At 62.7% G+C, this 22,869-nt stretch carries 22 protein-coding genes; 9 read left to right on the top strand and 13 right to left on the bottom strand.

Annotated elements, in window-relative coordinates; translation table 11 throughout:
- Positions 1 to 97: 97 nt before the first annotated feature.
- The 5 genes from B0G73_RS05430 to B0G73_RS05410 all read right to left on the bottom strand — a co-directional run bounded on the left by B0G73_RS05430 (position 98) and on the right by B0G73_RS05410 (position 4,707).
- On the bottom strand, positions 98 to 328 hold the full coding sequence (locus B0G73_RS05430; RefSeq protein ID WP_106278622.1) for a hypothetical protein: 231 nt from the start codon (positions 326 to 328) through the stop codon (positions 98 to 100).
- Positions 329 to 720: 392 nt separating this feature from the next.
- Entirely contained in the window at positions 721 to 1,539 is an 819-nt protein-coding gene (locus B0G73_RS05425) for an alpha/beta fold hydrolase (protein WP_106278621.1), read from the bottom strand.
- Between the two features lie 233 nt (positions 1,540 to 1,772).
- Positions 1,773 to 3,098 (bottom strand): DUF3443 domain-containing protein, encoded by a 1,326-nt coding sequence (locus B0G73_RS05420; protein ID WP_106278619.1) that lies wholly within the window; start codon positions 3,096 to 3,098, stop codon positions 1,773 to 1,775.
- A gap of 30 nt (positions 3,099 to 3,128) precedes the next feature.
- Positions 3,129 to 3,638: a DUF2844 domain-containing protein gene (locus B0G73_RS05415; RefSeq protein WP_258193186.1), complete on the bottom strand. Its 510-nt coding sequence runs from the start codon at positions 3,636 to 3,638 to the stop codon at positions 3,129 to 3,131.
- 175 nt (positions 3,639 to 3,813) lie between these two features.
- A complete protein-coding gene (locus tag B0G73_RS05410) occupies positions 3,814 to 4,707 on the bottom strand; it encodes a LysR family transcriptional regulator (RefSeq protein WP_106278617.1) in 894 nt (297 codons plus the stop codon).
- A gap of 100 nt (positions 4,708 to 4,807) precedes the next feature.
- Between B0G73_RS05410 and B0G73_RS05405 the strand changes: the two genes are divergently transcribed.
- The 5 genes from B0G73_RS05405 (at position 4,808) to B0G73_RS05380 (ending at position 9,555) form a co-directional block, all read left to right on the top strand.
- On the top strand, positions 4,808 to 6,112 hold the full coding sequence (locus tag B0G73_RS05405; protein WP_106278615.1) for a CitMHS family transporter: 1,305 nt from the start codon (positions 4,808 to 4,810) through the stop codon (positions 6,110 to 6,112).
- Between the two features lie 29 nt (positions 6,113 to 6,141).
- On the top strand, positions 6,142 to 7,500 hold the full coding sequence (locus B0G73_RS05400) for an acyclic terpene utilization AtuA family protein (RefSeq protein ID WP_106278613.1): 1,359 nt from the start codon (positions 6,142 to 6,144) through the stop codon (positions 7,498 to 7,500).
- 1 nt (position 7,501) lies between these two features.
- Complete coding sequence (locus B0G73_RS05395) at positions 7,502 to 7,816, top strand: hypothetical protein (protein WP_106278611.1); 315 nt, start codon at positions 7,502 to 7,504, stop codon at positions 7,814 to 7,816.
- Between the two features lie 173 nt (positions 7,817 to 7,989).
- Complete coding sequence (locus B0G73_RS05385) at positions 7,990 to 8,214, top strand: hypothetical protein (RefSeq protein WP_181196499.1); 225 nt, start codon at positions 7,990 to 7,992, stop codon at positions 8,212 to 8,214.
- Positions 8,215 to 8,445: 231 nt separating this feature from the next.
- Positions 8,446 to 9,555 carry an alkene reductase gene (locus B0G73_RS05380; RefSeq protein ID WP_106278610.1) on the top strand — a complete coding sequence of 370 codons (1,110 nt, stop codon included), beginning with the start codon at positions 8,446 to 8,448 and terminating at the stop codon, positions 9,553 to 9,555.
- Positions 9,556 to 9,682: 127 nt separating this feature from the next.
- Here B0G73_RS05380 and B0G73_RS05375 read toward each other — a convergent pair whose 3' ends face one another.
- The 3 genes from B0G73_RS05375 to B0G73_RS05365 all read right to left on the bottom strand — a co-directional run bounded on the left by B0G73_RS05375 (position 9,683) and on the right by B0G73_RS05365 (position 11,660).
- Positions 9,683 to 10,699, bottom strand: coding sequence for a LysR family transcriptional regulator (locus B0G73_RS05375; RefSeq protein ID WP_308706111.1), 1,017 nt, complete (start codon positions 10,697 to 10,699; stop codon positions 9,683 to 9,685).
- Positions 10,700 to 10,712: 13 nt separating this feature from the next.
- Positions 10,713 to 10,862 carry a hypothetical protein gene (locus tag B0G73_RS05370; RefSeq protein ID WP_181196498.1) on the bottom strand — a complete coding sequence of 50 codons (150 nt, stop codon included), beginning with the start codon at positions 10,860 to 10,862 and terminating at the stop codon, positions 10,713 to 10,715.
- An 87-nt stretch (positions 10,863 to 10,949) separates the two neighbouring features.
- Entirely contained in the window at positions 10,950 to 11,660 is a 711-nt protein-coding gene (locus B0G73_RS05365; protein WP_106279158.1) for a FadR/GntR family transcriptional regulator, read from the bottom strand.
- Positions 11,661 to 12,080: 420 nt separating this feature from the next.
- Between B0G73_RS05365 and B0G73_RS05360 the strand changes: the two genes are divergently transcribed.
- The 3 genes from B0G73_RS05360 to kdgD all read left to right on the top strand — a co-directional run bounded on the left by B0G73_RS05360 (position 12,081) and on the right by kdgD (position 15,899).
- Positions 12,081 to 13,412, top strand: coding sequence for an MFS transporter (locus tag B0G73_RS05360; protein WP_106279156.1), 1,332 nt, complete (start codon positions 12,081 to 12,083; stop codon positions 13,410 to 13,412).
- A gap of 132 nt (positions 13,413 to 13,544) precedes the next feature.
- Positions 13,545 to 14,894 (top strand): glucarate dehydratase, encoded by a 1,350-nt coding sequence (gene gudD, locus B0G73_RS05355; protein WP_106278608.1) that lies wholly within the window; start codon positions 13,545 to 13,547, stop codon positions 14,892 to 14,894.
- 87 nt (positions 14,895 to 14,981) lie between these two features.
- On the top strand, positions 14,982 to 15,899 hold the full coding sequence (gene kdgD, locus B0G73_RS05350) for a 5-dehydro-4-deoxyglucarate dehydratase (protein WP_106278606.1): 918 nt from the start codon (positions 14,982 to 14,984) through the stop codon (positions 15,897 to 15,899).
- A 145-nt stretch (positions 15,900 to 16,044) separates the two neighbouring features.
- Here kdgD and B0G73_RS05345 read toward each other — a convergent pair whose 3' ends face one another.
- The 3 genes from B0G73_RS05345 to B0G73_RS05335 all read right to left on the bottom strand — a co-directional run bounded on the left by B0G73_RS05345 (position 16,045) and on the right by B0G73_RS05335 (position 19,754).
- The gene (locus B0G73_RS05345; RefSeq protein WP_106279154.1) at positions 16,045 to 17,553 is read right to left on the bottom strand and encodes an MFS transporter; all 1,509 of its coding nucleotides are present in this window, start codon (positions 17,551 to 17,553) and stop codon (positions 16,045 to 16,047) included.
- A 307-nt stretch (positions 17,554 to 17,860) separates the two neighbouring features.
- Positions 17,861 to 18,316 (bottom strand): type II 3-dehydroquinate dehydratase, encoded by a 456-nt coding sequence (locus B0G73_RS05340; protein WP_106278604.1) that lies wholly within the window; start codon positions 18,314 to 18,316, stop codon positions 17,861 to 17,863.
- 61 nt (positions 18,317 to 18,377) lie between these two features.
- Positions 18,378 to 19,754 carry an MFS transporter gene (locus tag B0G73_RS05335; protein WP_106278602.1) on the bottom strand — a complete coding sequence of 459 codons (1,377 nt, stop codon included), beginning with the start codon at positions 19,752 to 19,754 and terminating at the stop codon, positions 18,378 to 18,380.
- A 234-nt stretch (positions 19,755 to 19,988) separates the two neighbouring features.
- Here B0G73_RS05335 and B0G73_RS05330 point away from each other — a divergent pair, with 234 nt between their 5' ends.
- Positions 19,989 to 20,771: an IclR family transcriptional regulator gene (locus B0G73_RS05330; protein WP_106278600.1), complete on the top strand. Its 783-nt coding sequence runs from the start codon at positions 19,989 to 19,991 to the stop codon at positions 20,769 to 20,771.
- Here B0G73_RS05330 and B0G73_RS05325 read toward each other — a convergent pair.
- Positions 20,745 to 21,851, bottom strand: a complete 1,107-nt coding sequence (locus B0G73_RS05325; RefSeq protein WP_106278598.1) for an SDR family oxidoreductase — start codon at positions 21,849 to 21,851, stop codon at positions 20,745 to 20,747. The two genes, B0G73_RS05330 and B0G73_RS05325, sit on opposite strands and share 27 nt — an antisense overlap.
- Before the next feature lie 51 nt (positions 21,852 to 21,902).
- Positions 21,903 to 22,766: an intradiol ring-cleavage dioxygenase gene (locus B0G73_RS05320; RefSeq protein ID WP_106278596.1), complete on the bottom strand. Its 864-nt coding sequence runs from the start codon at positions 22,764 to 22,766 to the stop codon at positions 21,903 to 21,905.
- Positions 22,767 to 22,869: the final 103 nt, after the last annotated feature.

Raw genomic sequence — 22,869 nt, 5'->3', positions numbered from 1 at the left:
CCGTAGGCTGCACAGAAACAAGCGGTAAACATGACGATGGCGCTTTCGAGCGCCATCGTCGTTTCTACGCCAACGTGGACAATGGCCATACCGGCCATCACACGTGAACGATTTCCCAATCGCTGAGTTTCTCTGGAATCTCGAGCGTCGACGTGTCGTCGGCTTCCGAGAGATGCGGGCAGATCAAGCCGCGGGCGAGGTCGTCCGCCGCCTGTTGCGGGCTGGCAAATTCACCGAGCGTTTCATTGCCGTAGGTCGCCTCCCAACCGTCCTGGCCCGGCAAAATATAGAAAGCACCCTGATTCGAACCGAAGCGAAAGCCTTTCATTTTTAGTCTCCCAAGTACCATTTAAAAACCGCGGTGCCGTGGCGGCTTCGTTCCAGAGGTTGGGATTCTTCAGACAGTGTTTTGTCTCTTCCCGCTCCGCTCGACTACTGAAGCGCCGGCTCTTGTAAAAGAGTCTACGTCAGCACGCAGCGGCGCAAGTGGCTGTGAGACGCTTCGTTGCTTATAAAATTATTGTTTATAAATAACGGCTTATCGATTCGGTTTCACGATATGCAACGTGGGGCGACATTGCGAAATGCCGAATTTGTGCCACGCACCACGATTTTTTACGAAGCGCGTGATCGTTCCGCATCGTGAAATTTTGAGGGTTTTGAGCGACGCTTGCGCCGAAGCGTGGCAGCCAGAAGACGCGAGGAGCGCCGCCGTCCTGTTCAACGTGCAATTCGGCGCAGGAAATCCAGCACCACGCGATTGAATTGCGCGGGCCTTTGCAGCGGCGCGAAATGGCTCATGCCGGGCAGCAGGATCAACTCCGCGCCCGGAATGCTGCGCGCGAGATAGTCGGCGTGTTCCGGCTTGATGAACTCGTCGTGCTCGCTCTGCACGATCGCGACCGGCACGCGAATCTTTGCCAGATCGTCGGCGGAATAGTTGGGCTCTGTTTTCATCATCGCGCTGACCGCGCCGACGAACGCCTCGAAGTCGCGCGGTGTCGCCGATAGCTGCGCGTAGTCTTTGGCATGGCGGCTGAAGCAGCGCTCGATAGCGGGCGTGGGTACAAACGGTTTGGTGCCGCTCGGATCCATATTGCAGCCGAAGAAGAACACGCCCGCTACGCGCTCGGGGGCCGTGGCGCCCAATACCATCGCGACGCAGGCGCCGTCGCTCCAGCCCACCAGCGCGGCGCGTTCGAGTTGCAGCGCATCCATGACGGCCAGCACGTCGAAGGCCATCAGTTCGTAGCGGTAGGGCCGCGCGTCGCGGGTGCTGCGGCCGTGGCCGCGGCTGTCGACGACCACCACGCGATGCCCCGCGTCGAGCAGCGCCGGAACCTGATAGCCCCAGTTGCCGCTGTGTCCGAGACCGCCGTGAAGCAGGATCACCGGCGCGCCTGCGCCATACGATGCGTACCAGATTCGCGCGCCTTCGTGCTCGACGTAGCCTTCGTCGCTCGGGACCGGCAGCGGCGCGGCGCCGTGGGCTTCGAAGTGTTCGAGGTCTTCGTCGTGCGGGTGGGTGGAGGGTTCCATTGCCGTTGTCTCCGCTGTGTCGACCGGAGTTGGCGCTTTTGGCGCGCTACTCCGGTCCTTGCAACATGCTGCGTTGTGATTCGCTAGGTTGCCAGCGTTGCCATCAGAAGATCAACAGACCTACGAGTTTTTGCATTCGGGCGGTGTGGGTCCGCCTCCTGTTGCCGTGTCATGCCGCACAATTGCCCCGTCATGACGGATCGAGCGTCATTCACAGGCGGGAAGACCGGCGCTCAGCTCGACACGTAAGCGACGTAGGGCCCCGTGCCACCACCCGTCGATGCACGGCCGGAAATGCCGTAATACACATGACGGCCATAAAAGAACGGCAGACCGAAGTCGAACTGCCGGGTCATGTAGATACCGAGATTGTTGAACGCGCTATTCCCCGATGATGTCAGCGTCGCGGCGTTCGCGATATTGAAGCCGAGCGTCACGCTCGCCGGATTGGTCCCTGCCAGCGTCGAAGTACGACCCACGGTCGCAGCCGGGATGTAGTACCCGGACGACGTGTCGCGAGCGATCGTCGTGTCCGGAAAGAACAGCACCGTCGAGCCCGAATCGAAGAACGTCTGCGTGAACGTGGTGCCGCCATATGACGACGTGAAGTCGCCATTCAGATCCGTCCGGAGAATCGGCGCGCCCGTGCCGTTCAGCACGTTATTGGCCTGCGTGTCGATGCCGAACACAAGCGTGCCTTGAGCGGTCGCGCTGCCGCTATCCAACACCTGCGCCATCTCCAGAATCACACCGTTGTTGTCTTGCGGGAAGCGCGCGACCGGATTGCTGATCTGTTTTGCGACGGGCACCGAGGTGGCATTGCCGGCATTGGTGTAATAGAACTGCGAGATCGTCGTCAGCGCACATTGCGAGCCGCAGTCCGTCGGGCTCACGCCGATGCCGAGAATGCCGTTCGCGCCGAGATCGGCCGCGCTCGCCAATTGACGGCCGACCTGGCATTCAGACGGTGCGGCAATGGTCAGCGCGGGATCGCCAATCACGTGGATCGGCACCGACGGGGCAACCTCGCTCGACAGCCCGATGTCCGCGAGATGCACCGAACCCCATGCATAACCGCTGCCGAACAATGCGCATTCAGCAAGCGGCAGGCCGCTCGACTGGTCCGTTTCGGCGGTGAGCGCACTGAACGTGGCGTTCGGGATCGCCGAGCGCACCAGTCGCAGCCCGAACGACGCCGTATCGACGATCACGTTCGGAATCGTCGTGCAACTCGTGGCTGCGTTGGAGCCGGGGGCGCAGATCTTGACGCTGACCATCGGCTGATTATGAATGCCTGTTGCGCTGACCGTGACCGACATTGTGTTGCCGGCATTGGCTGGTGTGGGCACGGCGGAGGCGTCGACGGCGAGCACGTTGGGTGTCGAGTCGGTGACGAGGGGATTGGACGTCGTGTTGCCCGGGCCCACCGGCGCACTGGCGGCAACTGGTGCGTTGGCCGTTGCGTTGTTGCTGGAGCCGCCACCCCCGCCGCAGCCGGCGAGACTGAGTGCCAACCCGAGCCCGAGCCCCGCGGCAATAATCCTTGCGATTTTGCGCACTGTTGTTCTCTCTCTAATGATTTTAATGAGTTACTTGATATCGTCAGCGCTCACGCCTTGCGGCAGCGCTTGCGGTAAATAGGCACGGCCCACGAACGCGCCCATATGGCCGCCGGTCTCCACGACCAGCGCCGACTGATGCACGACGGCGGGCCCGTAGCCGCCGCCTTGCGTGGCGTGGGCGTCGGTGAGTGCCTGGACGTAAGTCGGGAAATAAGTGGCGAGCAGTGTCTTGAGCGGCGGCATGGTCGGGCCTTCCCAGCTCAAGGCAAACACCGTATTGCCGGCGCTGATGTACTCGCTTACGACGGTGCCCGAGGGCAGCGTGGTCTGGCTCACCGTGTAATTCGCCGAGGCCGCATTGCCGCTGGCGGCGAAGCGCGCCACTGCCGCGTTATTCTGGCCGGCCGCCCCTGCGCTCGTGCTGCTGGCCGTGACCGGATAGGTCGGTGCGCCGCCCAGTGCCGCATACGCCGGAGCGGTCAGCGCTGTCAGAGCGAACGAAGCCGCGGTCGCCGCGAGTATTCGAAATTGACTCATTATCAGTTTTCGTTTTCGAAGTTTTGGAGTTTTGGAAACACGCGCGAGCGGTCTTTAATCCCCCGAACTCCCGCGAAGCCGATATTAGCGCGGGAGTGTTAAATTAAATCAGACGATTAACGGCGATATTCGGGCTCTGTTTGAAAATGAAAGCTAACGCGCATTCGGCTGCTGTTCATTTCTCGCCGAGCTTCTCGATCAGCATCGAAACGAAGGTCTCGGTTACGGGCGGCAATGTCCGGCCGCGCTTTTTGATGAGCGCGATAGGGCGAGTGAATGCGGGGTCGTCGACCGCGCGCACGATCAACTCGGGCTCCGCCCTGACTTCGCGGGCCGACTCCGGCAGGATCGTTACGCCGAGGCCGGCGCGCACCATTGCGACCGCGGTCATCATGTAGGTCGGCTCGCACGCGATCTCCGGCGTGCAGCGGGCGTTCGCGAAAGCGCTATCGACCACCGCCCGCACGCTCGTGCCTTGCGCGGTCAACACGAGCGGCGCGGCCGCGAGATCGGCCAGCGTGATGCGCCGCCGCCGAGCGAGCGCATGCCGTTTCGGGAACACCGCAACCAGCCGGTCGATGCCCGCATGCAGCACCTCGAAAGCGGCATCGTCGAGCTGGCCGCCGGTCAGCCCGATGTCGACCTCTTCGTTGCGCACCAACGTGTTGACCATGCTGGCGACCACGTCGCGCACATGAAAGCTCACGCGCGGCACGGCCTTCTTGATGTCCTGCACGAGTTCGGGCAGGACGCTGGCCGCGAACGTCGGCAAACAGGCGATCCGTACCGTACCGCTTGCGCCAACGCCCAGGGCGCGCGCGTCGATCAACACATGCTCCATGTCATGCAGCGACTTCTGTAGCAGTGGCAGCAATTCACGGCCGGTCGGTGTGAGTGCGACATTGCGGCTGTTGCGGTCGAATAGGCGCATGCCGACCGTTTCTTCGAGCCGGCGAATCTGCACCGTCAGCGCCGGTTGCGACAGATGCAGCCGCGTCGCCGCGCGCGTGAAGCTGCCCGTTTGCGCGACGGCGATAAACGCGCGGATGTCCCGAAGATTCAGATCCATGATGGTTTGTAATTGCTGCGATCAAATCATTTCAATTGATTTATAGCCGCTTCGAACTTACGCTGGATCGCAGTAAAAAACAATCTTTGGAGACAAGCACATGCTGCCATTACTGGGGCTCGCAACCATCGTCGTGCTGCTCGGCGCGATTCTGTCGAAACGCATGTCGCCGCTGGTGGCGCTCATCATCGTGCCGATTGCGGCGTCGCTTATCGGCGGCTTCGGGTTTCAGACCAGCAAGTTCGTGATCGACGGGCTCAAGAATCTCGCGCCGGTCGTCGGCATGTTCGTGTTCGCGATTCTGTACTTCGGCACCATCACTGACGCGGGCACGCTCGATCCGATCATCGACCGCATTCTGCGCGCCGTCGGCACGCGGCCCACGCGCATCGTGATGGGCACTACGCTGCTCGCGCTGCTGATCCATCTGGACGGCTCCGGCGCTGTCTGCTTTCTGGTCACGATTCCGGCCATGCTGCCGCTCTACGATCGCCTGAAGATGGATCGGCGCGTGCTGGCGGCGGCGGTTTCAATGGCGGCCGGCATCAACTTTTTGCCGTGGACAGGGCCGATGATTCGCGCCTCCGCGTCGCTGCATCTGCCGATCTCGGCGCTGTTTAATCCGCTGATTCCCGTGCAGGCGATCGGCCTCGTGTTCGTGTTCGGCATGGCGTTCTGGCTCGGCCGGCGCGAGGAAAAGCGGCTCGGTCTCACGGCCGCGAGCGGGTCGGTGCCCATGCCCAAACGCGAACTGACGCCCGAAGAACAGGCTCTGCGCCGGCCGAAAAACTTCTGGTTCAACATCGTGCTGACGCTGGTCGTACTCGGCACGATGGTCGTGATGGGCGAGAAGATTCCACCGGCGATCATGTTCATGGTCGGTCTGTGCATTGCGCTGATGGTCAACTATCCGAACGTGGACATGCAGCGCAAACGGATCGACGCGCATGCCCGCGCGGCCTTGATGATGGCGGGCATTCTGCTGGCGGCCGGCGTGTTCACCGGCGTCATGCAAGGCAGCGGCATGCTGAAGGCGATGGCGCAGGCGGCGGTCGGGTTCGTGCCGCCCGCGATGGCCGGCCATATTCCCGTCGCGCTCGGCTTGCTGTCGATGCCGCTCAGCATGTTGTTCGATCCTGATTCGTTCTACTTCGGCGTGCTGCCTGTGATCGCGGAAGTGGCTGGCCAACTCGGCGTGCCCGCGGTGCACGTCGGCCAGGCCGCCTTGCTCGGCCAGATGACCACCGGCTTTCCGGTTAGCCCGCTGACACCGGCCACGTTTCTCGTGGTCGGCCTGTGCGGAATCGATCTCGCCGACCATCAGAAATTCACGTTCCCCTTGCTGTTCGGCGCGTCGATCGTCATGACGATTGCTTGCGTCGTGCTGGGGATATTCCCACTGTGAGCATCACTGAACGAACGGATGTGACGAGCATGACAGCCACTCAATTTCAACGGACCGTGCGTATCGGCGCGGGCGCGGGTTATTCCGGCGATCGCATCGAACCGGCGGTCGAACTGGCGGAACACGGCGCGCTCGATTACCTCGTCTTCGAGTGCCTCGCGGAGCGGACAATCGCGATCGCGCAACAGGCGCGCAGCAAAGAGGCCGAACTCGGCTACGACCCGTTGCTCGAAACGCGCATGAAGGCGGTGTTGCCGGCCGCGTTGCGCAACGGCGTGCGGATCATTTCGAACATGGGTGCCGCGAATCCGCTCGCGGCGGCGCGCAAGACCGCGGAAATCGCGCGCTCGCTCGGTCTCGGCGACGTGAAGATTGCCGCCGTCACCGGTGACGACGTGCTCGACGTGGTGCGTCAGGGCGACTTCAGCTTCGTGGAATCCGGAGAATGTGTCGCGGACTACAAGGAGCGGCTCGTGTCCGCAAACGCGTATCTCGGCGCGAGCGCGATCGTCGATGCGCTTGCGGCCGGTGCGCAGATCGTGTTGACCGGACGCGTGGCCGATCCTTCGCTGTTCGTCGCGCCGCTGATTCACGAATTCGGCTGGCGCATGGACGACTGGCAGACGCTCGGCCAGGCGACGGTGATCGGGCATCTGCTCGAATGCGCGGGGCAAATCACCGGCGGCTACTTCGCGGACCCGGGCTTCAAGGATGTTCCTGACCTCGCGAGACTCGGCTTTCCGATTGCCGAAGTCGGGCAGGACGGCGCCGTGGTCATCACCAAGCTCGCGCAAGCCGGCGGACGCGTCACTGAAGCGACGTGCAAGGAACAACTGCTGTACGAGATTCACGATCCGCAGCGCTATCTGCAACCGGACGTGGTCGCGGATTTCTCCCAGGTTCGCGTCGCGCAGGAAGCGCCGGATCGCGTTCGCGTGCGCGGCGGGCGAGGCACGCCGCGCACGGATACGTTGAAGGTGTCGGTTGCTTATTTCGATGGCTATATCGGCGAAGGGCAAATTTCCTATGGCGGTCCGGGCGCGTTGGCGCGTGCGCGGCTCGCACTCGATATCGTGCGGGAACGGCTCGTGTTGACCGGTGTGGAGACGCGTGAATTGCGCTTCGATCTGATTGGCGTGAACGCATTGCATGGCGAAACCGCGGCTGCCGGTTACGCCGAGCCGTACGAAGTACGAGCGCGAGTGGCGGGGCGCACGGCCTCGCTCGCGCAGGCCGTGCAACTCGGTAACGAGGTGGAGACGCTTTACACCAACGGTCCGGCGGGCGGAGGCGGCGTCACGAAGTCGGCGCGCGAAGTCGTCGCGGTGCAATCGGTTTTGCTGCCGCGCGAGCATGTGACGCCGGCGTTCTCGATGGTGGAGGCGTGAGATGAAATTACGTGAACTGGCTCATTCGCGCACCGGCGACAAAGGCAATACGCTGAACATCTCGGTGATCTGTTACGACGCGAAGCATTACGAACATCTACGCACGGTACTGACGCCGGAACGCGTGAAGGCGCATCTGCGTGATGTCGTGCAGGGCGACGTGGTGCGCCATGAACTGCCCACGATTGCAGCGTTTAACTTCGTGCTCGGCAATGCGCTCGGCGGCGGTGTAACGCGTTCGCTCGCACTCGATGCGCACGGCAAGTCGCTGAGTTCGGCGTTGATGGATCTCGATGTCGAGGCGCCTGCCTCGTAGTGCGCTGATACGTTTGCGGCTGCCTCGGGCGTCCGCTTCTTCCCAGGGCGGCACTGGCCGCCACGCTTCGATCAACTCATCGATAAAAAGCCGCACCTTCGGCGTGAGATGCCGGCGCGTCGGATAGAGGGGGCATCGCGTACGGTGCGATCCCGCTGAGCCTCAGCATCTGGATGCAATGGACGCCGCCGGAACGCCCTGAGGCGGGTTCGTCGATGTTCGTGAGCACCGTGCAGACTCCGATCGCGCTCGGCTCGCTGGCGAGCGGCACGGTGGTCGATCACTTCCGCATCGCCTCGACTATGCACTTCGGCGGCTTGACCGCGGTGCTGAGCTTGCTCGTGATCATGACGTTCAGCACACGTCGCGCGAGCCTCAAGGACGTGCTCGACAAGTAACCGGTGCGCTGTTGAAACACAGTTGCCGCGCCATTGAAACAATCGGTGACGGCTGTGCAGTCCAGCAGGCGCAAGGGTTTCAGCGCATTGCGGACTGCAGGCTCCCAAGTCTTCGGAGCCGCGGCCCGTTTTTCTCGATGATCCGCGCCTATAGATTGTCATCAACGCCAGACAGTGTTCGGAACGCTCGGCGGCAATCATTCCCCGGATCACATCGAGAGAGAAAACATCATGAGCAAGCTCTTTACGTCGGTCAAAGTAGGACCTTATGAATTCGCGCACCGCGTGGTGCTCGCACCGCTGACCCGCATGCGTGCCGAAGACGGCGCGCGCCCCGGCCGCCTGATGGTCGAGTATTACGCGCAACGCACTTCCGCAGGCGCATTGCTGATCGGCGAGGCGACCATTGCCGCCGTTGAAGGCAACGGCTACCTCGGCGCGCCCGGCCTTTACGACGACAGCCAGATCGCCGGCTGGCGCGAAGTCACCGACGCGGTGCACGCGAAGGGTGGCAGGATCTTCCTGCAGCTCTATCATGCGGGACGTCAGTCGAACGCTGAGTTGCAGCCGCAAGGACGGCGTCCGGTGGGCCCGTCGGAAGTGCTGCATGGCGGCGTCGCTTACACCACGGCCGGCTGGATTCCCAACACGCCGAACCGCGCACTGGAGATCGGCGAGATCGCCGGCATTGTGGAGAGTTTCCGCACCGCGGCTGAACGTGGCGTGAAGGCCGGCTTCGACGGCGTCGAATTGCACGCGGCGAATGGCTATCTGTTCGACCAGTTCCTGCAGGACGGCAGCAACAAGCGCATGGATATCTACGGCGGTTCGTTCGAAAATCGTGCGCGCCTTTTGATGGAAGCGACCCGTGCCGTGATTTCCGTGTGGGGCAGCAACAAGGTTGCGGTGCGTCTCGGGCCGAGCGGTTCGTGGGGCGATATGTCGGACAGCGATCCGGTCGGCCTTTTCAGCTATGTCGCCGCTGAACTGGCCAAGCTCGATCTCGCTTATCTGCATCTGATCGAGCCGCGCATCGCCGGCAATGTCGAAGATGAAAGCCGCAATCCGGATCCGGTCGCCGCGCAGACGATCCGCAAGCACTATGCGGGGACGATCATCGCCGCGGGTGGTTTCAAGCGCGATTCGGCGGAAGCGATCCTCGTCGACGGCGACGCCGACCTCGTCGCGTTCGGCCGCGACTTTATCGCCAACCCGGATCTGCCGGAACGCTTGCGCCTTAATCTGCCGCTCAATGCGTATGACCGGCCGACGTTCTTCGGCGGCACTGAAGTGGGCTATACGGACTATCCATTTTATGAGGAAGAGGCCGCGAACGCATAAGCTCGCTGAAGGCGCGAAGCAGGATGTCTCATGAAAGCCGGCATGCTCAGCATATTGTTGAATACGCCGGCTCTTTCGCGCGTGGCGGTACGCGTTGAAAATGTCCAGGCGCCCACAGGCTTCACATTCAAGCGTGGCCGGCGCCACGCGCCGCCGCCGCGGAAACCGGAAACAGATGCTCGCTCAGATAATCGACGAAGACTCGCGCTTTAGGTGAGATCTGACGCCCGGAAGGCCACAGCGCGCGAAACACAGTCGGGGTATCCGTGTACGTTTGCAGCACGGCAACCAGCGAGCCTCGAGCGAGCTGCGCGCGTATCGTGAAGTCCGGCACGCAGGCGAGGCCCAGGTCCTGTTCGGCGAGCATGGTCAAGGGCTCGACGGCGGTGGCGATGGCTGTGGTCGGAAGGTCGATGTTCAGCAACTCGCCGTCGCGCATCAACGGCCAGCGCCGCAGTTTGTTGGTGGTGGGGAAACGATGTTGCAGGCACGCGTGCTCGCGCAGTTGTTCGGGCTCGCTGGGTATACCGCGCTGCGCGAAGTAGGCGGGCGATCCGACGATCACATGCCGGTACGTGCCCATCGTGCGCGTGACGAGTGTGGAGTCGATCGCATCGCCGGTGCGGGTCACGACATCGAAACCTTCTTCGATCACATCGACCATGCGGTCCGAGAAGTCGATATCCAGCACGATGTCCGGGTACGTCTTCATGAAAGCCGCGATCACCGGCATCATCAACGTGCTGACCATCGGCATGCTGACGCGCAGCAGTCCGCGTGGCGCGGCATTGGCGAGCGCCAGTTCGTTCTCGGCCGCTTCGATTTCTCCGATGATGCGCTGACAGCGCGTCAGAAAGGTCGCGCCTTCGGGTGTCAACGCGATGCTGCGCGTGCTGCGGTGAAAGAGCCGCACGCCGAGGCGTCCTTCGAGCCGCGAGATCGCCTTGCCCACCGCCGACGACGAAATGCCCAACTGGCGCCCCGCTTCAGTGAAGCTGCGGGTTTCGGCGGCGCGCACGAACACGTTGAGTGAGCCGAAGCGATCCATCGCGCCGGGCGAAGCGCCGCTCTCGCCGTTCACGGTCTGCGCGGGTACGCGCGCCGTGGCTGCGGCAGAACGATCTGGCTGATCGGGCTGCGTCATGGGAAGCTCCTTGTCAGGCCCGCTGCAAAACGCTGGAAAACAGCACTTCCTTCAGATTGACGACCGGCGCCGGATTGCGCTGCGCTTTGGCGAGCAGAAACGCGCCTTGCGTCGACGACACGATGAACGTGGCGAGTTGCTTGCAATTCGTATCGGCTCGCACCTCGCCGTCCGGTTGGTATTTAAACCAGTACGATTGTATTTTTTGTGGGGATGAAAGGCGGCAGAGAGCCGCCGGCTTAAAGGCGAATCAGCCGCTCGCCTGGCTCAACTCGTGCGCGCGGCGCAGCCGTTCGCGGCTATTGCTCAGGTGCATGCGCATGGCGGCGCGCGCGTCGTCCGGGTCTTGCCGTTCTATCGCGCGATAGATCATCTGATGCTCGCTGAGCACGTTGCGCAAATGCTCGATATGGTCGAGTTCCGCGATCTCCGCTGAGCCCAGACGCGTGCGAGGACTCACCGCGCGGCCAAGCTGGCTGAGCACGTCGAAGAAATAGCGATTGCCGCTCGCGCGTGCGATCTGCAGATGAAACTCGATGTCGTGCGCGAGCGTGTCCGTGCTGCCGCGCTCGAGTTCGGACTCGAAACGCTCCAGCGCGGCGCGCATCTGCTTGAGATTCTGATCGGTGCGGCGCGCCGCGGCGAGTGCGGCGGAGGCGGCCTCGACATCGATGCGGAATTCGATGATCGCCATCACGTCGAGCATGCTGGAAAGATCGGCGGCGGGCAACTGCATGGTTTTTTCCGTGGCCGGCTCCAGCACGAAGGTGCCGATGCCGTGACGCGTCTCGACCACCTTGGCCGCTTGCAGGCGCGAAATCGCCTCACGCACCACGGAACGGCTCACCGAGAGCTGCTTCATCATCGCGACTTCGGTGGGAATGCGGTCGCCCGGCCTCAGGGCGCCGCGGCGGATTTCATCGGAAAGGGTGGCCACCACCTTCTCAGTTAGGCTGCTCATTTCTGTGGCTGGTTGATTGTTCGGCTGGAAATGCGCACGTTGCGCGTGCGAGTCGCGACGTGTGACGCTCGGTATAGCCATCATAGCGTTTGTCCGGATGAGAACGATTTGATTCTCGCGTTGACGATGGTTTGCGGGGACGAGGTTCGGCTGCGGAGTCCGCACAGACAGCACGCTAATCTCCGAGGAGGTCGGACGTCCTATTTAATGTTATCTCCTTTTCTGCTCAACGCCACGTTCCGCTTGGGAGCGGCCTAAACGGCGTGATTGCAGGGTAAACACGGCATTGGAAAGCATGATGCAAACACGGTAGACTGTCGTCAGACAACGTATCACGCGTTTGGAGCGCGAATCAGCGCTCCTGAACGCGCCGTGTTGCGCTCGATCAGGCCGCCGGAGCGGCCGAAACTGGAGACAATCTTGACGTCTGCTCTCACCACCGCTGCCGATCCGCTCGAATCAGCGGTCTCCAAGGTCAAGCGGCACGTGCTGCCGCTGTTTCTGATCATGTTCATCGCGAACTACATCGACCGCGTGAACATCGGCTTCGTCAATTCGCACATGCAGACCGATCTCGGTATCGGTGCTGCGGCTTACGGCCTCGGCAGCGGTTTGTTCTTTATCGGCTATGCGCTGTTCGAGGTGCCGTCGAACGTGTTGATGCAGAAGTACGGCGCGCGCGCGTGGCTCACCCGCATCATGGGCACGTGGGGGCTGGTCGCGGCGGCGATGGCGTTCGTCTGGAACGACACCTCGTTCTATGTGTTGCGCTTTCTGCTCGGCGTTGCCGAAGCCGGCTTCTTTCCCGGCGTGGTCTTTTACTTCACGCAATGGCTGCCGCAGAAGGAACGCGGCAAGGCGGTGGCGGTTTTTCTCGGCGGCTCCGCGCTTGCCTCGGTGTTGTCCGGTCCGATCACCGGCAGTCTGCTGTCCATTCGCGGCTTCGGTTTGCACGGCTGGCAATGGATGTTTCTCGTCGAAGGCGGTTTTTCGATCGTGTTGTGCGCGGTGAGCTGGACGCTGCTGAAGTCGCGTATTCGCGATGCCTCGTGGCTCACGGCTGAAGAGCAGCATGTGTTGCAAACCTCGATCGCGGCGGAGCAGGCCGAACGCGAGGCGCATGGCGGCGCGCATCTGCCGGCCTTGAAGCTGCTCAAGGATCCGCAGATTCTGCTGTTCTGCTTCCTGTATTTCGCGATTCAATTGACCATCTACGCGGCCACCTTCTGGCTGCCCACGATCATCCGCAAAATAGGCGGCCTGTCCGACTTCGAAGTCGGCATGCTCAACGCGATTCCGTGGCTTATCGCCATGTTCGCGATGTACTGTTTCGCGTTGTTGTCGGCGAAATGGCGCTTCCAGCAAGCGTGGCTCGCCGTGGCGCTCGTCATCGCAGCGTGTGGGCTGTTCGCTTCGACTTCCGGTGATCCGGTGCTGTCCTTTGTGGCGATCTGTTTCTCGGCGATCGGCTTCAAGGCGGCGGCTTCGCTGTTCTGGCCGATCCCGCAGGGTTATCTCGACGCCCGCGTGGCCGCGGCGGTGATCGCGCTGATCAACTCGGTGGGCAATCTCGGCGGGTTCTTCGCGCCAGCGGCATTCGGTTATCTGCAGCAGCACACCGGTTCAATTACCGGCGGCCTGTACGGCCTCGCGGTGGCTTCGTTGATCGCGGCGGCGGCCGGTTTCCTCGCGCGCAACCGGCGCGTGAATCACGACGCGCTGCCGGAATCGCTCCAGCATAAAACTCACTGACTACACTGATTGACAGAGCCGCCCAGTATGCGTCACGTCATTGCCAGTTTCCGTCCGGTGCCGCTATCGAGCGCGCTCGCAAAGCGCCTCGATTTTCGCCGCCCGGCTCACTAACTCATCGGGTCCAACCTCATGTCCACGAAACCTTCCGAATCGAACGCTACTCCGGTCGTCACTGAACTGCGTGTCGTGCCCGTTGCCGGGCGCGACAGCATGTTGCTCAATCTGAGCGGCGCGCACGGCCCGTTCTTCACGCGCAATATCGTCATTCTGCGCGACAGCGCGGGGCACACCGGTGTCGGCGAAGTGCCGGGCGGCGAGAGTATCCGCAAGACTATCGACGACGCGCGTCCGCTCGTCGTCGGTCAGTCGATCGGCAATCTGCAAGCGGTCCTGAACAAGGCGCGCACGCAATTCGCCGATCGCGACGCCGGCGGCCGCGGTTTGCAGACCTTCGATCTGCGCACCACCATTCACGCGGTGACCGCGCTCGAAGCCGCGCTACTCGATCTGCTCGGTCAGCATCTCGGCGTGCCCGTTGCCGCATTACTCGGCGAAGGCCAGCAACGCGACGAAGTGGAAATGCTCGGCTATCTGTTCTATATCGGCGACCGCAAGAAAACCGATCTGGAATATGCGAGCGGCGCCGAAGGCCGCGACGACTGGGAGCGCGTGCGTACCGAAGAAGCCATGACGCCCGAGGCGGTGGTGCGTCTGGCCGAAGCCGCGCAAGCGCGCTACGGCTTCAACGACTTCAAGCTCAAAGGCGGCGTGCTGTCGGGTGACGCCGAGATCGAAGCCGTCACCGCGCTCGCCGAACGTTTCCCGAAAGCCCGCGTCACGCTGGACCCGAACGGCGCCTGGTCGCTCGCCGAAGCGGTGCGCCTGTGCCGCGATCAGCACGACGTGCTCGCCTACGCGGAAGATCCGTGCGGCGCGGAAAACGGTTATTCAGGCCGCGAAGTGATGGCCGAATTCCGCCGCGCGACCGGCCTGCCGACGGCGACCAACATGATCGCGACCGACTGGCGCCAGATGGGTCACGCGATCCAGTTGCACTCCGTGGATATTCCGCTGGCCGATCCGCATTTCTGGACCATGCAGGGCTCGGTGCGCGTCGCGCAGATGTGCAACGACTGGGGCCTCACGTGGGGCTCGCACTCGAACAATCACTTCGACATTTCGCTCGCGATGTTCACGCACGTGGCGGCCGCCGCGCCCGGCAAGATCACCGCGATCGACACGCACTGGATCTGGCAGGACGGCCAGCGTCTGACGCGAGAGCCGCTGCGGATTGTCGGCGGCAAGGTCAAGGTGCCGCAGGCCGCGGGGCTCGGTATCGAACTCGACATGGACGAGATCGAAAAGGCGCACGCGCTTTATCAGCAGCACGGCCTGGGCGCGCGCGACGACGGCGTGGCCATGCAATACCTGATTCCGAACTGGAAGTTCGATAACAAGCGTCCGTGCCTGGTGCGCTAATCCAATCGATGATCCGTGTGGTGGCGCGAATCACCGCGCGCGCCCACCACGCCTGACGCCTTGAACGCCATACACGCCATACACGCCATGACTTCACCTCAAGAACTCAAAACCATCGTTTCCGAAGGGCTGCTGTCCTTTCCCGTGACCGACTTCGACGCCCACGGCGAGTTTCGCGCCGACACCTATGCTGCGCGCCTCGAATGGCTCGCGCCCTACGGCGCGACTGCGTTGTTCGCCGCGGGCGGCACGGGCGAATTCTTTTCGCTGACGAAAACCGACTACACCAACGTCATCCGCACGGCGACCGACACCTGCCGGGGCAAGGTGCCGATTCTCGCGGGCGCGGGCGGCCCGACGCGCGTCGCGATCGACTACGCTCAGGAAGCCGAACGTCTTGGCGCAAGCGGCGTGTTGCTGATGCCGCATTATCTGACCGAGGCCTCGCAGGAAGGCATCGCGGCGCACGTCGAGCAGGTGTGCAAGGCCGTGCCGAACATCGGCGTGATCGTCTACAACCGGGCGAATTCGAAGCTGAACGCGGACATGCTCGAACGTCTCGCGGACCGCTGTCCGAACCTGATCGGCTTCAAGGATGGCGTGGGTGAAATCGAAGCGATGGTAACGATTCGCCGGCGCCTGGGCGACCGTTTCTCGTATCTCGGCGGCCTGCCGACCGCGGAAGTTTATGCGGCGGCGTATAAGGCGCTGGGTGTGCCGGTGTATTCATCGGCGGTGTTCAACTTCATTCCGAAGACGGCGATGGAGTTTTACCGCGCGGTCGCTGCCAATGATCATGCAACGCAAGGCAGGCTGCTCGATGAGTTCTTTTTGCCGTATCTGGCAATCCGGAATCGTCGCGCGGGTTACGCGGTGAGCATTGTGAAGGCGGGCGCGAAACTGGTAGGCCACGACGCCGGCCCGGTACGCGCACCGCTGACCGATTTGACGGAAGAAGAAATCGCGCAACTCGATGCGCTGATCAAAAAGCTCGGCGCGCAGTAAGCAGACGCTGGATTTGCGCCAATCCAACGCCGCGATGTTCGCGCGGCGTTTGTCTCAACGGTTCGAACCGACCGCTGAGATTCCCACGCAACTACGGCGACCGATAGGGTCCTCACGCGGTCTGCGCCGAGACCCGTCGCCGCCTTCAACTCTTGCGAAACACCACGTGAGATATCCGCTGCACCAGCAACGCGGCCGCCAGCGCGGCGACCGCCGTCAGCCACACGCCGATGTGAATCGACTGCACCAGCGCATCGCGCGCCGTGTCGATCAACGCGAGCGTATTGAGCCCTGATGGCTTCATATCCGCGATCAACTTCAGACGCGACGCTTCGTCGATGAGAATGCGCAGGTCGACGAAGCGAGGCCGCCATTGCGACGCGGCGGGCTCGCCGATCACGCTCATCGTGCGCGTGACCACGTCGCGGTAATGATGCCGCACCACCGTCGCGACAATGCTCGTGCCGAGCATCCCACCCACCATGCGCGTGGATTGCAGCAGCGCGGTCGTGATGCCGAAGCGCTCGCGCCCGGCAATTTCCTGGCCGAACACATTCAGATTGTTGAGGATGAAGCCGAGGCCGATGCCGACCGCGGCCATCGGCAATTCGATCCAGACGTGCGGTGTGTCCGGATTCGCAAACGCCAGCGCGATGGCGGCGAACAGCAGCAGCGCAAAACCGATCGACAAAATTTGCGTTGGCTTCTTCATGTGAATCACGATGCGCGTATTCAGCAGACTGCCGAGCGCGATACAGGCGGCGATGGGCGTCGCCAGCAGTCCGGCCTGTTGCGGCGACAATCCGAAGCCGCCTTGCAGCAGCAGCGGCGCGAAGAAAATCAGCGAGAACATCACGAAGCCGGACAGCATGCCGAGCGTAAACAGCGTGACGAGTTGCGGGTCGTTGAACAGGTCGAGCGGAATGATCGGGTGGGTGGCGCGCTTTTCGCAGATCAGTAGCGCGATTGCGCCCACGATCACGCAAGCGACAAGCGTGAGATTGCCGGCGGTCAGGCCGTTCTTCGGCACGGCTTCGATAAAAGCCTGCAGGCCGCCGAGCACCGCCGCGACCAGCGCCGCACCGAGCCAGTCGATTTTGACTTCGCCTTCATGCGGACGCCGGAAGGCCGGCAGATGTGCCCAGATGAAATACAGCGCCGCCGCGCCCACCGGCAGATTGATCAGAAAGGTCGAGCGCCAGCCCCAGTGTTCGCTCATCCAGCCGCCGAGCGACGGTCCCGCCGCCGTGCCGATGCCGTACGCGGCGGCCATCACCACTTGCCAGCGCACGCGCGCGCGCGGATCGGGAAACAGATCAGGAATCGAGGCGAACGCGGTGCCGACCATCATCCCGCCGCCGACGCCTTGCAAGCCGCGCGCGATCACGAGAAACAGCATGTCGTTCGCGACGCCGCAGAGCACCGACGCCACCGTGAACGTGATCACCGCGGCGATCACGAAACGCTTGCGGCCGAAGTAGTCGCCGAGCCGCCCGAATACCGGCACGGTGACCACCGACGCCAGCAGATACGCGCTGGCGATCCAAGCGTAGTACTCGAAGCCATGCAGCTCGGCGACGATTGAAGGCAGCGCGGTGCTGACGACCGTCTGATCGAGTGCGACCAGCATGTTGACGAGGCCGATGCCGAGCATGGCGAACAGGGCGTTGCGGAACGGCAGGGCAGTGGCGGTCGGATTCACGGATCTGAGGGCAAGGCGTTTCAAGGCGGACGCTGCGCGGCCGGCGCGGGTCAGGGTCTTGACGACGGTGTCCTCTAGTTGTCTGACCTCTTGCAACGGATTATACGGGTTTCCCCTTAATCAAAACTATTCGCTGGGACGTCAGGACAGAAAAATGCCGTGCGCGGGTGGCACGGCATGGTGAGTGGATGAGGCAGCAAGAGGCGCTTGAGTCGCGTGCGGGCCGGGCGGCGGCCCCACGCACGAAGCAGTCTCGGCGTCAGGCGAAACTCGGACTTTTGCCGAGCGCCATCGCCATTGCTTGCAGCGCGACGAGATAGCCGTTCGCGCCGAGTCCGCAAATCACGCCGGTGGCCGCGCGCGAAATCAGCGAATGGCGATACGTTTCATCGCGCTTGTGGATGTTGGTGATGTGCAGTTCGATCAACGGTCGCTCGATCAGCTTGACCGCGTCGAAGACCGGCACCGACGCGAACGAAAAGCCCGCCGGGTTGATGATCACCGCGGCATCGCGCTCGAACGCTTCCTGCAGCCAGTCGACCATGGTGGCCTCGCTGTTGGTCTGGCGGAACTCGCATTGAAGCTCCAGCCGGACTGCGAGCGCCTCGACCTGCTGCTGGATTTGCGCCAGAGTAGTCGTCCCATACAGATGCGGCTCACGCTTGCCGAGCATGTTGAGGTTCGAGCCATTCAGTACATATACGAGTTCAGTCATTGTTCGATCGCCTGTTTGCAAATTTTCGGTGATTCAGCGTGACGCCGCAGCGCCGCGCGTATTACGTGCGGTGGCTGTTGCTCACACTCGCCGTCGCGAAGTCCGCTTCGCCCGTGACGGCCGCCGTCGAGTCGGTGCGGTTCATGTCGATGCCTAGGGTTTCGCGCGCCGTCAGGATCATCACGAGCGAAATCACGTTGAAGACCACGCACACGGCAACGACGCCCCACGGCGAGCCGTTGCACACGGAGAAGAGCCATACCGCCAGCACCGGCATCGGACCGCCCGCCACCAGATTCGCGCCGGTATAGGCGAGCGCGGAGCCGGAGTAGCGCACATTGGTCGGAAACGCTTCGGCGAACGCGACCGGCTGAATGCCGCTTTGAAACTGCGTGAAGCCGAGGAAGAAGCCCATTGCCGCGAGCATCGGCACAAAGCTTTTGGTATCGAGAATCTGGAAGTACACGAAGAGCATCAGCAAGGTTGCGATTGAACCGATCGCAAGCGCCTTCTTGCGGCCGATCTTGTCGCTCAGCATGCCGCCGGCAAGCGCCCCGACGATCGCGCAGACATTTGCGCCCATCAGCAGCAGAAAGCCGGTTTGTTTAGGGATGGCGAGCGTCTTCGTGATGTAGCTGAGCGAGAACACCACGATCAGGTAGAAGATCGCCGCGGGTCCGCAGAAGAACAGCATCCAGCGCAGCACGGTTCTCCAGTGCAGGCGCAATGCATCGCGCAGCGGGCTGCCCACGCGTGCGACTTCCGTTTTACGCAGCGCGACGAAGGCGGGCGTCTCGCTGACTCGCAAGCGGATATACACGCCGACCACCACCAGGATGAAGCTCAGTATGAAAGGAATGCGCCAGCCGTACGAGTCGAATGCCTGCGCCGACATCGTCGATGACAGCAGAAGCAGCACGCCGTTGGCCATGATCTGACTGAGCGGCGAACACAGACCGAGCAGCCCGGAGTACTTGCCGCGCCGGTCGGCGCTGGCGTGTTCGATCGCCATCAATTGCGCGCCGGTCGACTCGCCGCCCAGCGCGAAGCCTTGCAGAATGCGCAACAGCACCAGCAAGACCGGCGCCCAGACGCCGATGCTCGCGTAGGTCGGCAGCAGGCCCATCAGCATCGAGGCGAGGCCCATGACCGTGACGGTGCCTAGCATGAGGTTGCGTCGCCCGAGCTTGTCCCCCAGATGGCCGCAGATGATTGCGCCGAGCGGCCGCGCCGCAAGTCCCACGCCGAAGGTCGCGAGCGAGGCGAGCAGGGCAGAGGTCGAATCCATCGACGGGAAAAACAGCTTGGGTAAAACCGTGGCGGCCAGTGCGCCGTAAAGCGTGAAGTCGAACCACTCGAGCGCGGTGCCGACGGCCGCGGCCGTGACCGCTCGCGTGCGCATCGCAGCATGCGTGCCTTGTTGTGTGTCCTGGATCATGTTGTCTCCTTAACCGTCGCCGCACGGGATGCAGGTCGCTAGCGATGAGCGCTGCTGACCGTTTCCCGCTCTCTTGTCTGATCGATGAACTTGGGGCGCTCGCGCGCTGTGTGCTTCACGCCGCCTTGAAACCAAGGTTAGCACCCCTAGGTGGGATGTCGTTCCAGGGTGGAATTTCATCTCATAATGTGCAAGACTGGCTGCGCGAATACCTCATAAAAGATGGAGACCGGCATGCCAGGCGTCACGGAACGCACCCTCGCGGTACTCGAATTTCTCGCCGCGCAAATGGAGGGCACGCCGCTCGCCATGATCGCGGACGAGCTCGATATTCCGCGCAGCGCATGCCATCGGCTGCTCGTCGATCTGAAGCAATGCGGTTATGTGCGGCAGTTGCGCGAGCATGGCGATTACGTGCTCACTACCAAGCTCGTCGGTTTGGGGCTCGGGTTTCTCGCGACGTCCGGCATCGTCGACATCGCGCAGACGATGCTCGACCGGCTCGCCGAGACATCCGGCGAACTGGTGCGGCTGGCAATCGTGGACGGCGACCGGCTGACGTGGGTCGCGAAAGCGCAAGGCGCATTAAAGGGCTTGCGCTACGACCCGGACATGGGCATGGACACGATCCTTTCGTGCAGCGCCACGGGCCATGCATGGATGATGACCATGACCGACGAACGCGCGCTCGAACTCGTTTCGCGGCAAGGTTTCGGACAACCGAAGCAATACGGTCCCAACGCGCCGACCACGATCAGCGGCCTGCTGAAGTTCGTGCACGCCGCGCGTGAAAAAGGCTACGCGACGATCAACGAGGTCTTCGCCCCCGGCATGACGGCAATGGCCGCCCCCGTGCAGCGGCGCGGCTATTCCGCGATGGGCGTGATCAGTATTGCCGGGCCGCTCGTGCGGCTCGACGAAAAACGCATGGCCAGCCTCGGCTCGACACTGCTTGCGGCGGCCTCGGAACTCGCCGCCGCGAGCCATGCGTCACCTCTGTTCAATCGAGGCCGCTAGCCACGTGCGCGTATCGCTGGGAATGATGCGCTCGGCCTTCAGGCGCTCGAACAGCGCGAAGAACGAGTCGGACGTGCTCTGGTAGTCGAGGAAGCCTGCCAGCCGGCTCTTTGTCATATCCGTGAGCACTTCCATCGGCCGGCCGAGGTCAGCGTCGGTGTGCCACCACGAGGCGAGCTTGCCGATATCGGCCTCCTTCAGATCGAAGCGCGCGGCGATATCGGCCCATGCCTTGCCGGCGTCCTGCATGCGGCCTTCGAGCGGACGTGTTTCGCCATCGAACGGTACGGCTTCGATCCCGAAGTAGCCGGCGATTTGCGACCACATCCATTTCCATCGGAACACGTCGCCGTTGACCACGTTGAAGTCTTCATTGCGCGCTTTCGCGGAGGTCGCGGCCCACTCCAGGTGACGCGCGAGCAGGCGCGCGTCGGTCATGTCGGTGAGGCTGTTCCATTGCGCTTCAGAGCCGGGGAAGATGAACGGCTGACCGGTCTGCTTGCACAAGGTCGCGTAGACGGCGAGCGTCACGCCCATGTTCATTGCGTTGCCGAGCGCGAAGCCGATGATCGTGTGCGGACGATGCACGCTCCAACTGAAATCGTAGCGCTGCGCGGCGTCGAATAGACGGTCTTCCTGCTCGTAGTAGAAATTATCGACCGGCTGGCGCCCCTGTTCCTCGCGAAACGGTGTGATGGGCACGGCACCGGTCGCATACGCTTCGAACGGGCCGAGGTAATGCTTCAGTCCTGTCACGAGCGCGGCATGTTCGAGCGTGCCCGATGGACCCACGGCGTCCATGACGTGGCGCACCATCGCGCCGTTCACGCGAATGTTGTCTTTCTCAGTCGCCTGCCGCGACCACGCGGTCAGGAACACATGACTGAATGCTTTGCCCGCGAGTGCTTCGCTGACGGACTCGGCCGATTGCAGATCCGCCGTAATCGATTCGATCGCCGGCGACACCGGCGTGCGCCCGCGCGAAAGTCCGGCGACGTGCCAGCCGTTCGAAAGCAGCTGGTCCGCAAGATTGCCGCCGACAATGCCGCTTGCGCCGATGATGAGTGCTCGTTTTTCCATAGGAGTAAAGCTCGGTAAGGGATGGCTGCTGCGATAAGAGAGTGACCCGCGTCACGCGGATGGGTTCAGCACAAAATCGAATTCGAGCGTGCTGAACGGCATAGTCATGGACGTACCGTCCGGCGCCGTGCCTGCCTCATGGCGCTGCCACTGTGCGACGAGCGATGAGCGAACGCCGAATACCGCGTCCGAATCGAGATACTGGTCGCCTTCGCGGAACACGTGGGTCACGAGGCGCTCGTAGCCCGGCGCCATGATCATGAAATGCAGATGCGCCGGACGCCATGGATGCCGGCCGAGCGCGGCGAGCATGCGCCCGACTGGTCCGTCGTGTGGAATCGGATAAGGCTCGGCGACGATCGAACGGAAGTGATAGCGTCCGTCGGCGAGACTATGGAGCACGCCTCTGGCGCGATGCGTGTCGTCGCCGGCGTGTTGCACGTCATAGAAACCGTCCGCGTCGGCTTGCCAGACTTCGATGCGGGCATTGGCCACCGCTTCGCCGTCCGCGCCCTTGACGGTTCCCGACACGAAGCACGGTTCGCCGCGCGCGCCGTTGGACACGTCGTCGCCGTTTTGATAGGCGGGCGCGCCTTCGACGAAAAACGGCCCGAATACCGTCGCTTCCGTGCAGCCCGGCGGCTTGCGGTTCGCCATCGCCGTGACGAGCATCGACAAGCCGAGCGTGTCCGAGAGCAGGATGAATTCCTGGCGTTTGTCGTCAGTAATGTGGCCGACGTCGGTGAGGAAACGAATGCCTTGTTCCCATTCGCTCTCGGTAAGATTCACCTCGCGTGCGAAGGCATGCAGATGCTGTACGAGGCTCGTGACGATGGTTTTCAGCCGCTCGTCGCCAGCGTGCGCGTGACGCGCCAGAACGGCTTCGGTGATTGTGTTCTCGTCGAGATTGCGCATGACCTTGGCGTCTCCATCCTGTCGGTCATGCGATTATCGGCTTGTTTGGAAGCGAGCGCAGGCAAGCGGGTTGCGCTGCGCGCGCCGTTCGGATCGACAGCTT

It is taken from the genome of Paraburkholderia sp. BL25I1N1, from assembly GCF_003002025.1.
Lineage (GTDB): Bacteria > Pseudomonadota > Gammaproteobacteria > Burkholderiales > Burkholderiaceae > Paraburkholderia.
Note: the sequence above shows the minus strand (reverse complement) of the source record. Positions and strands in the feature narration are given on the sequence as shown.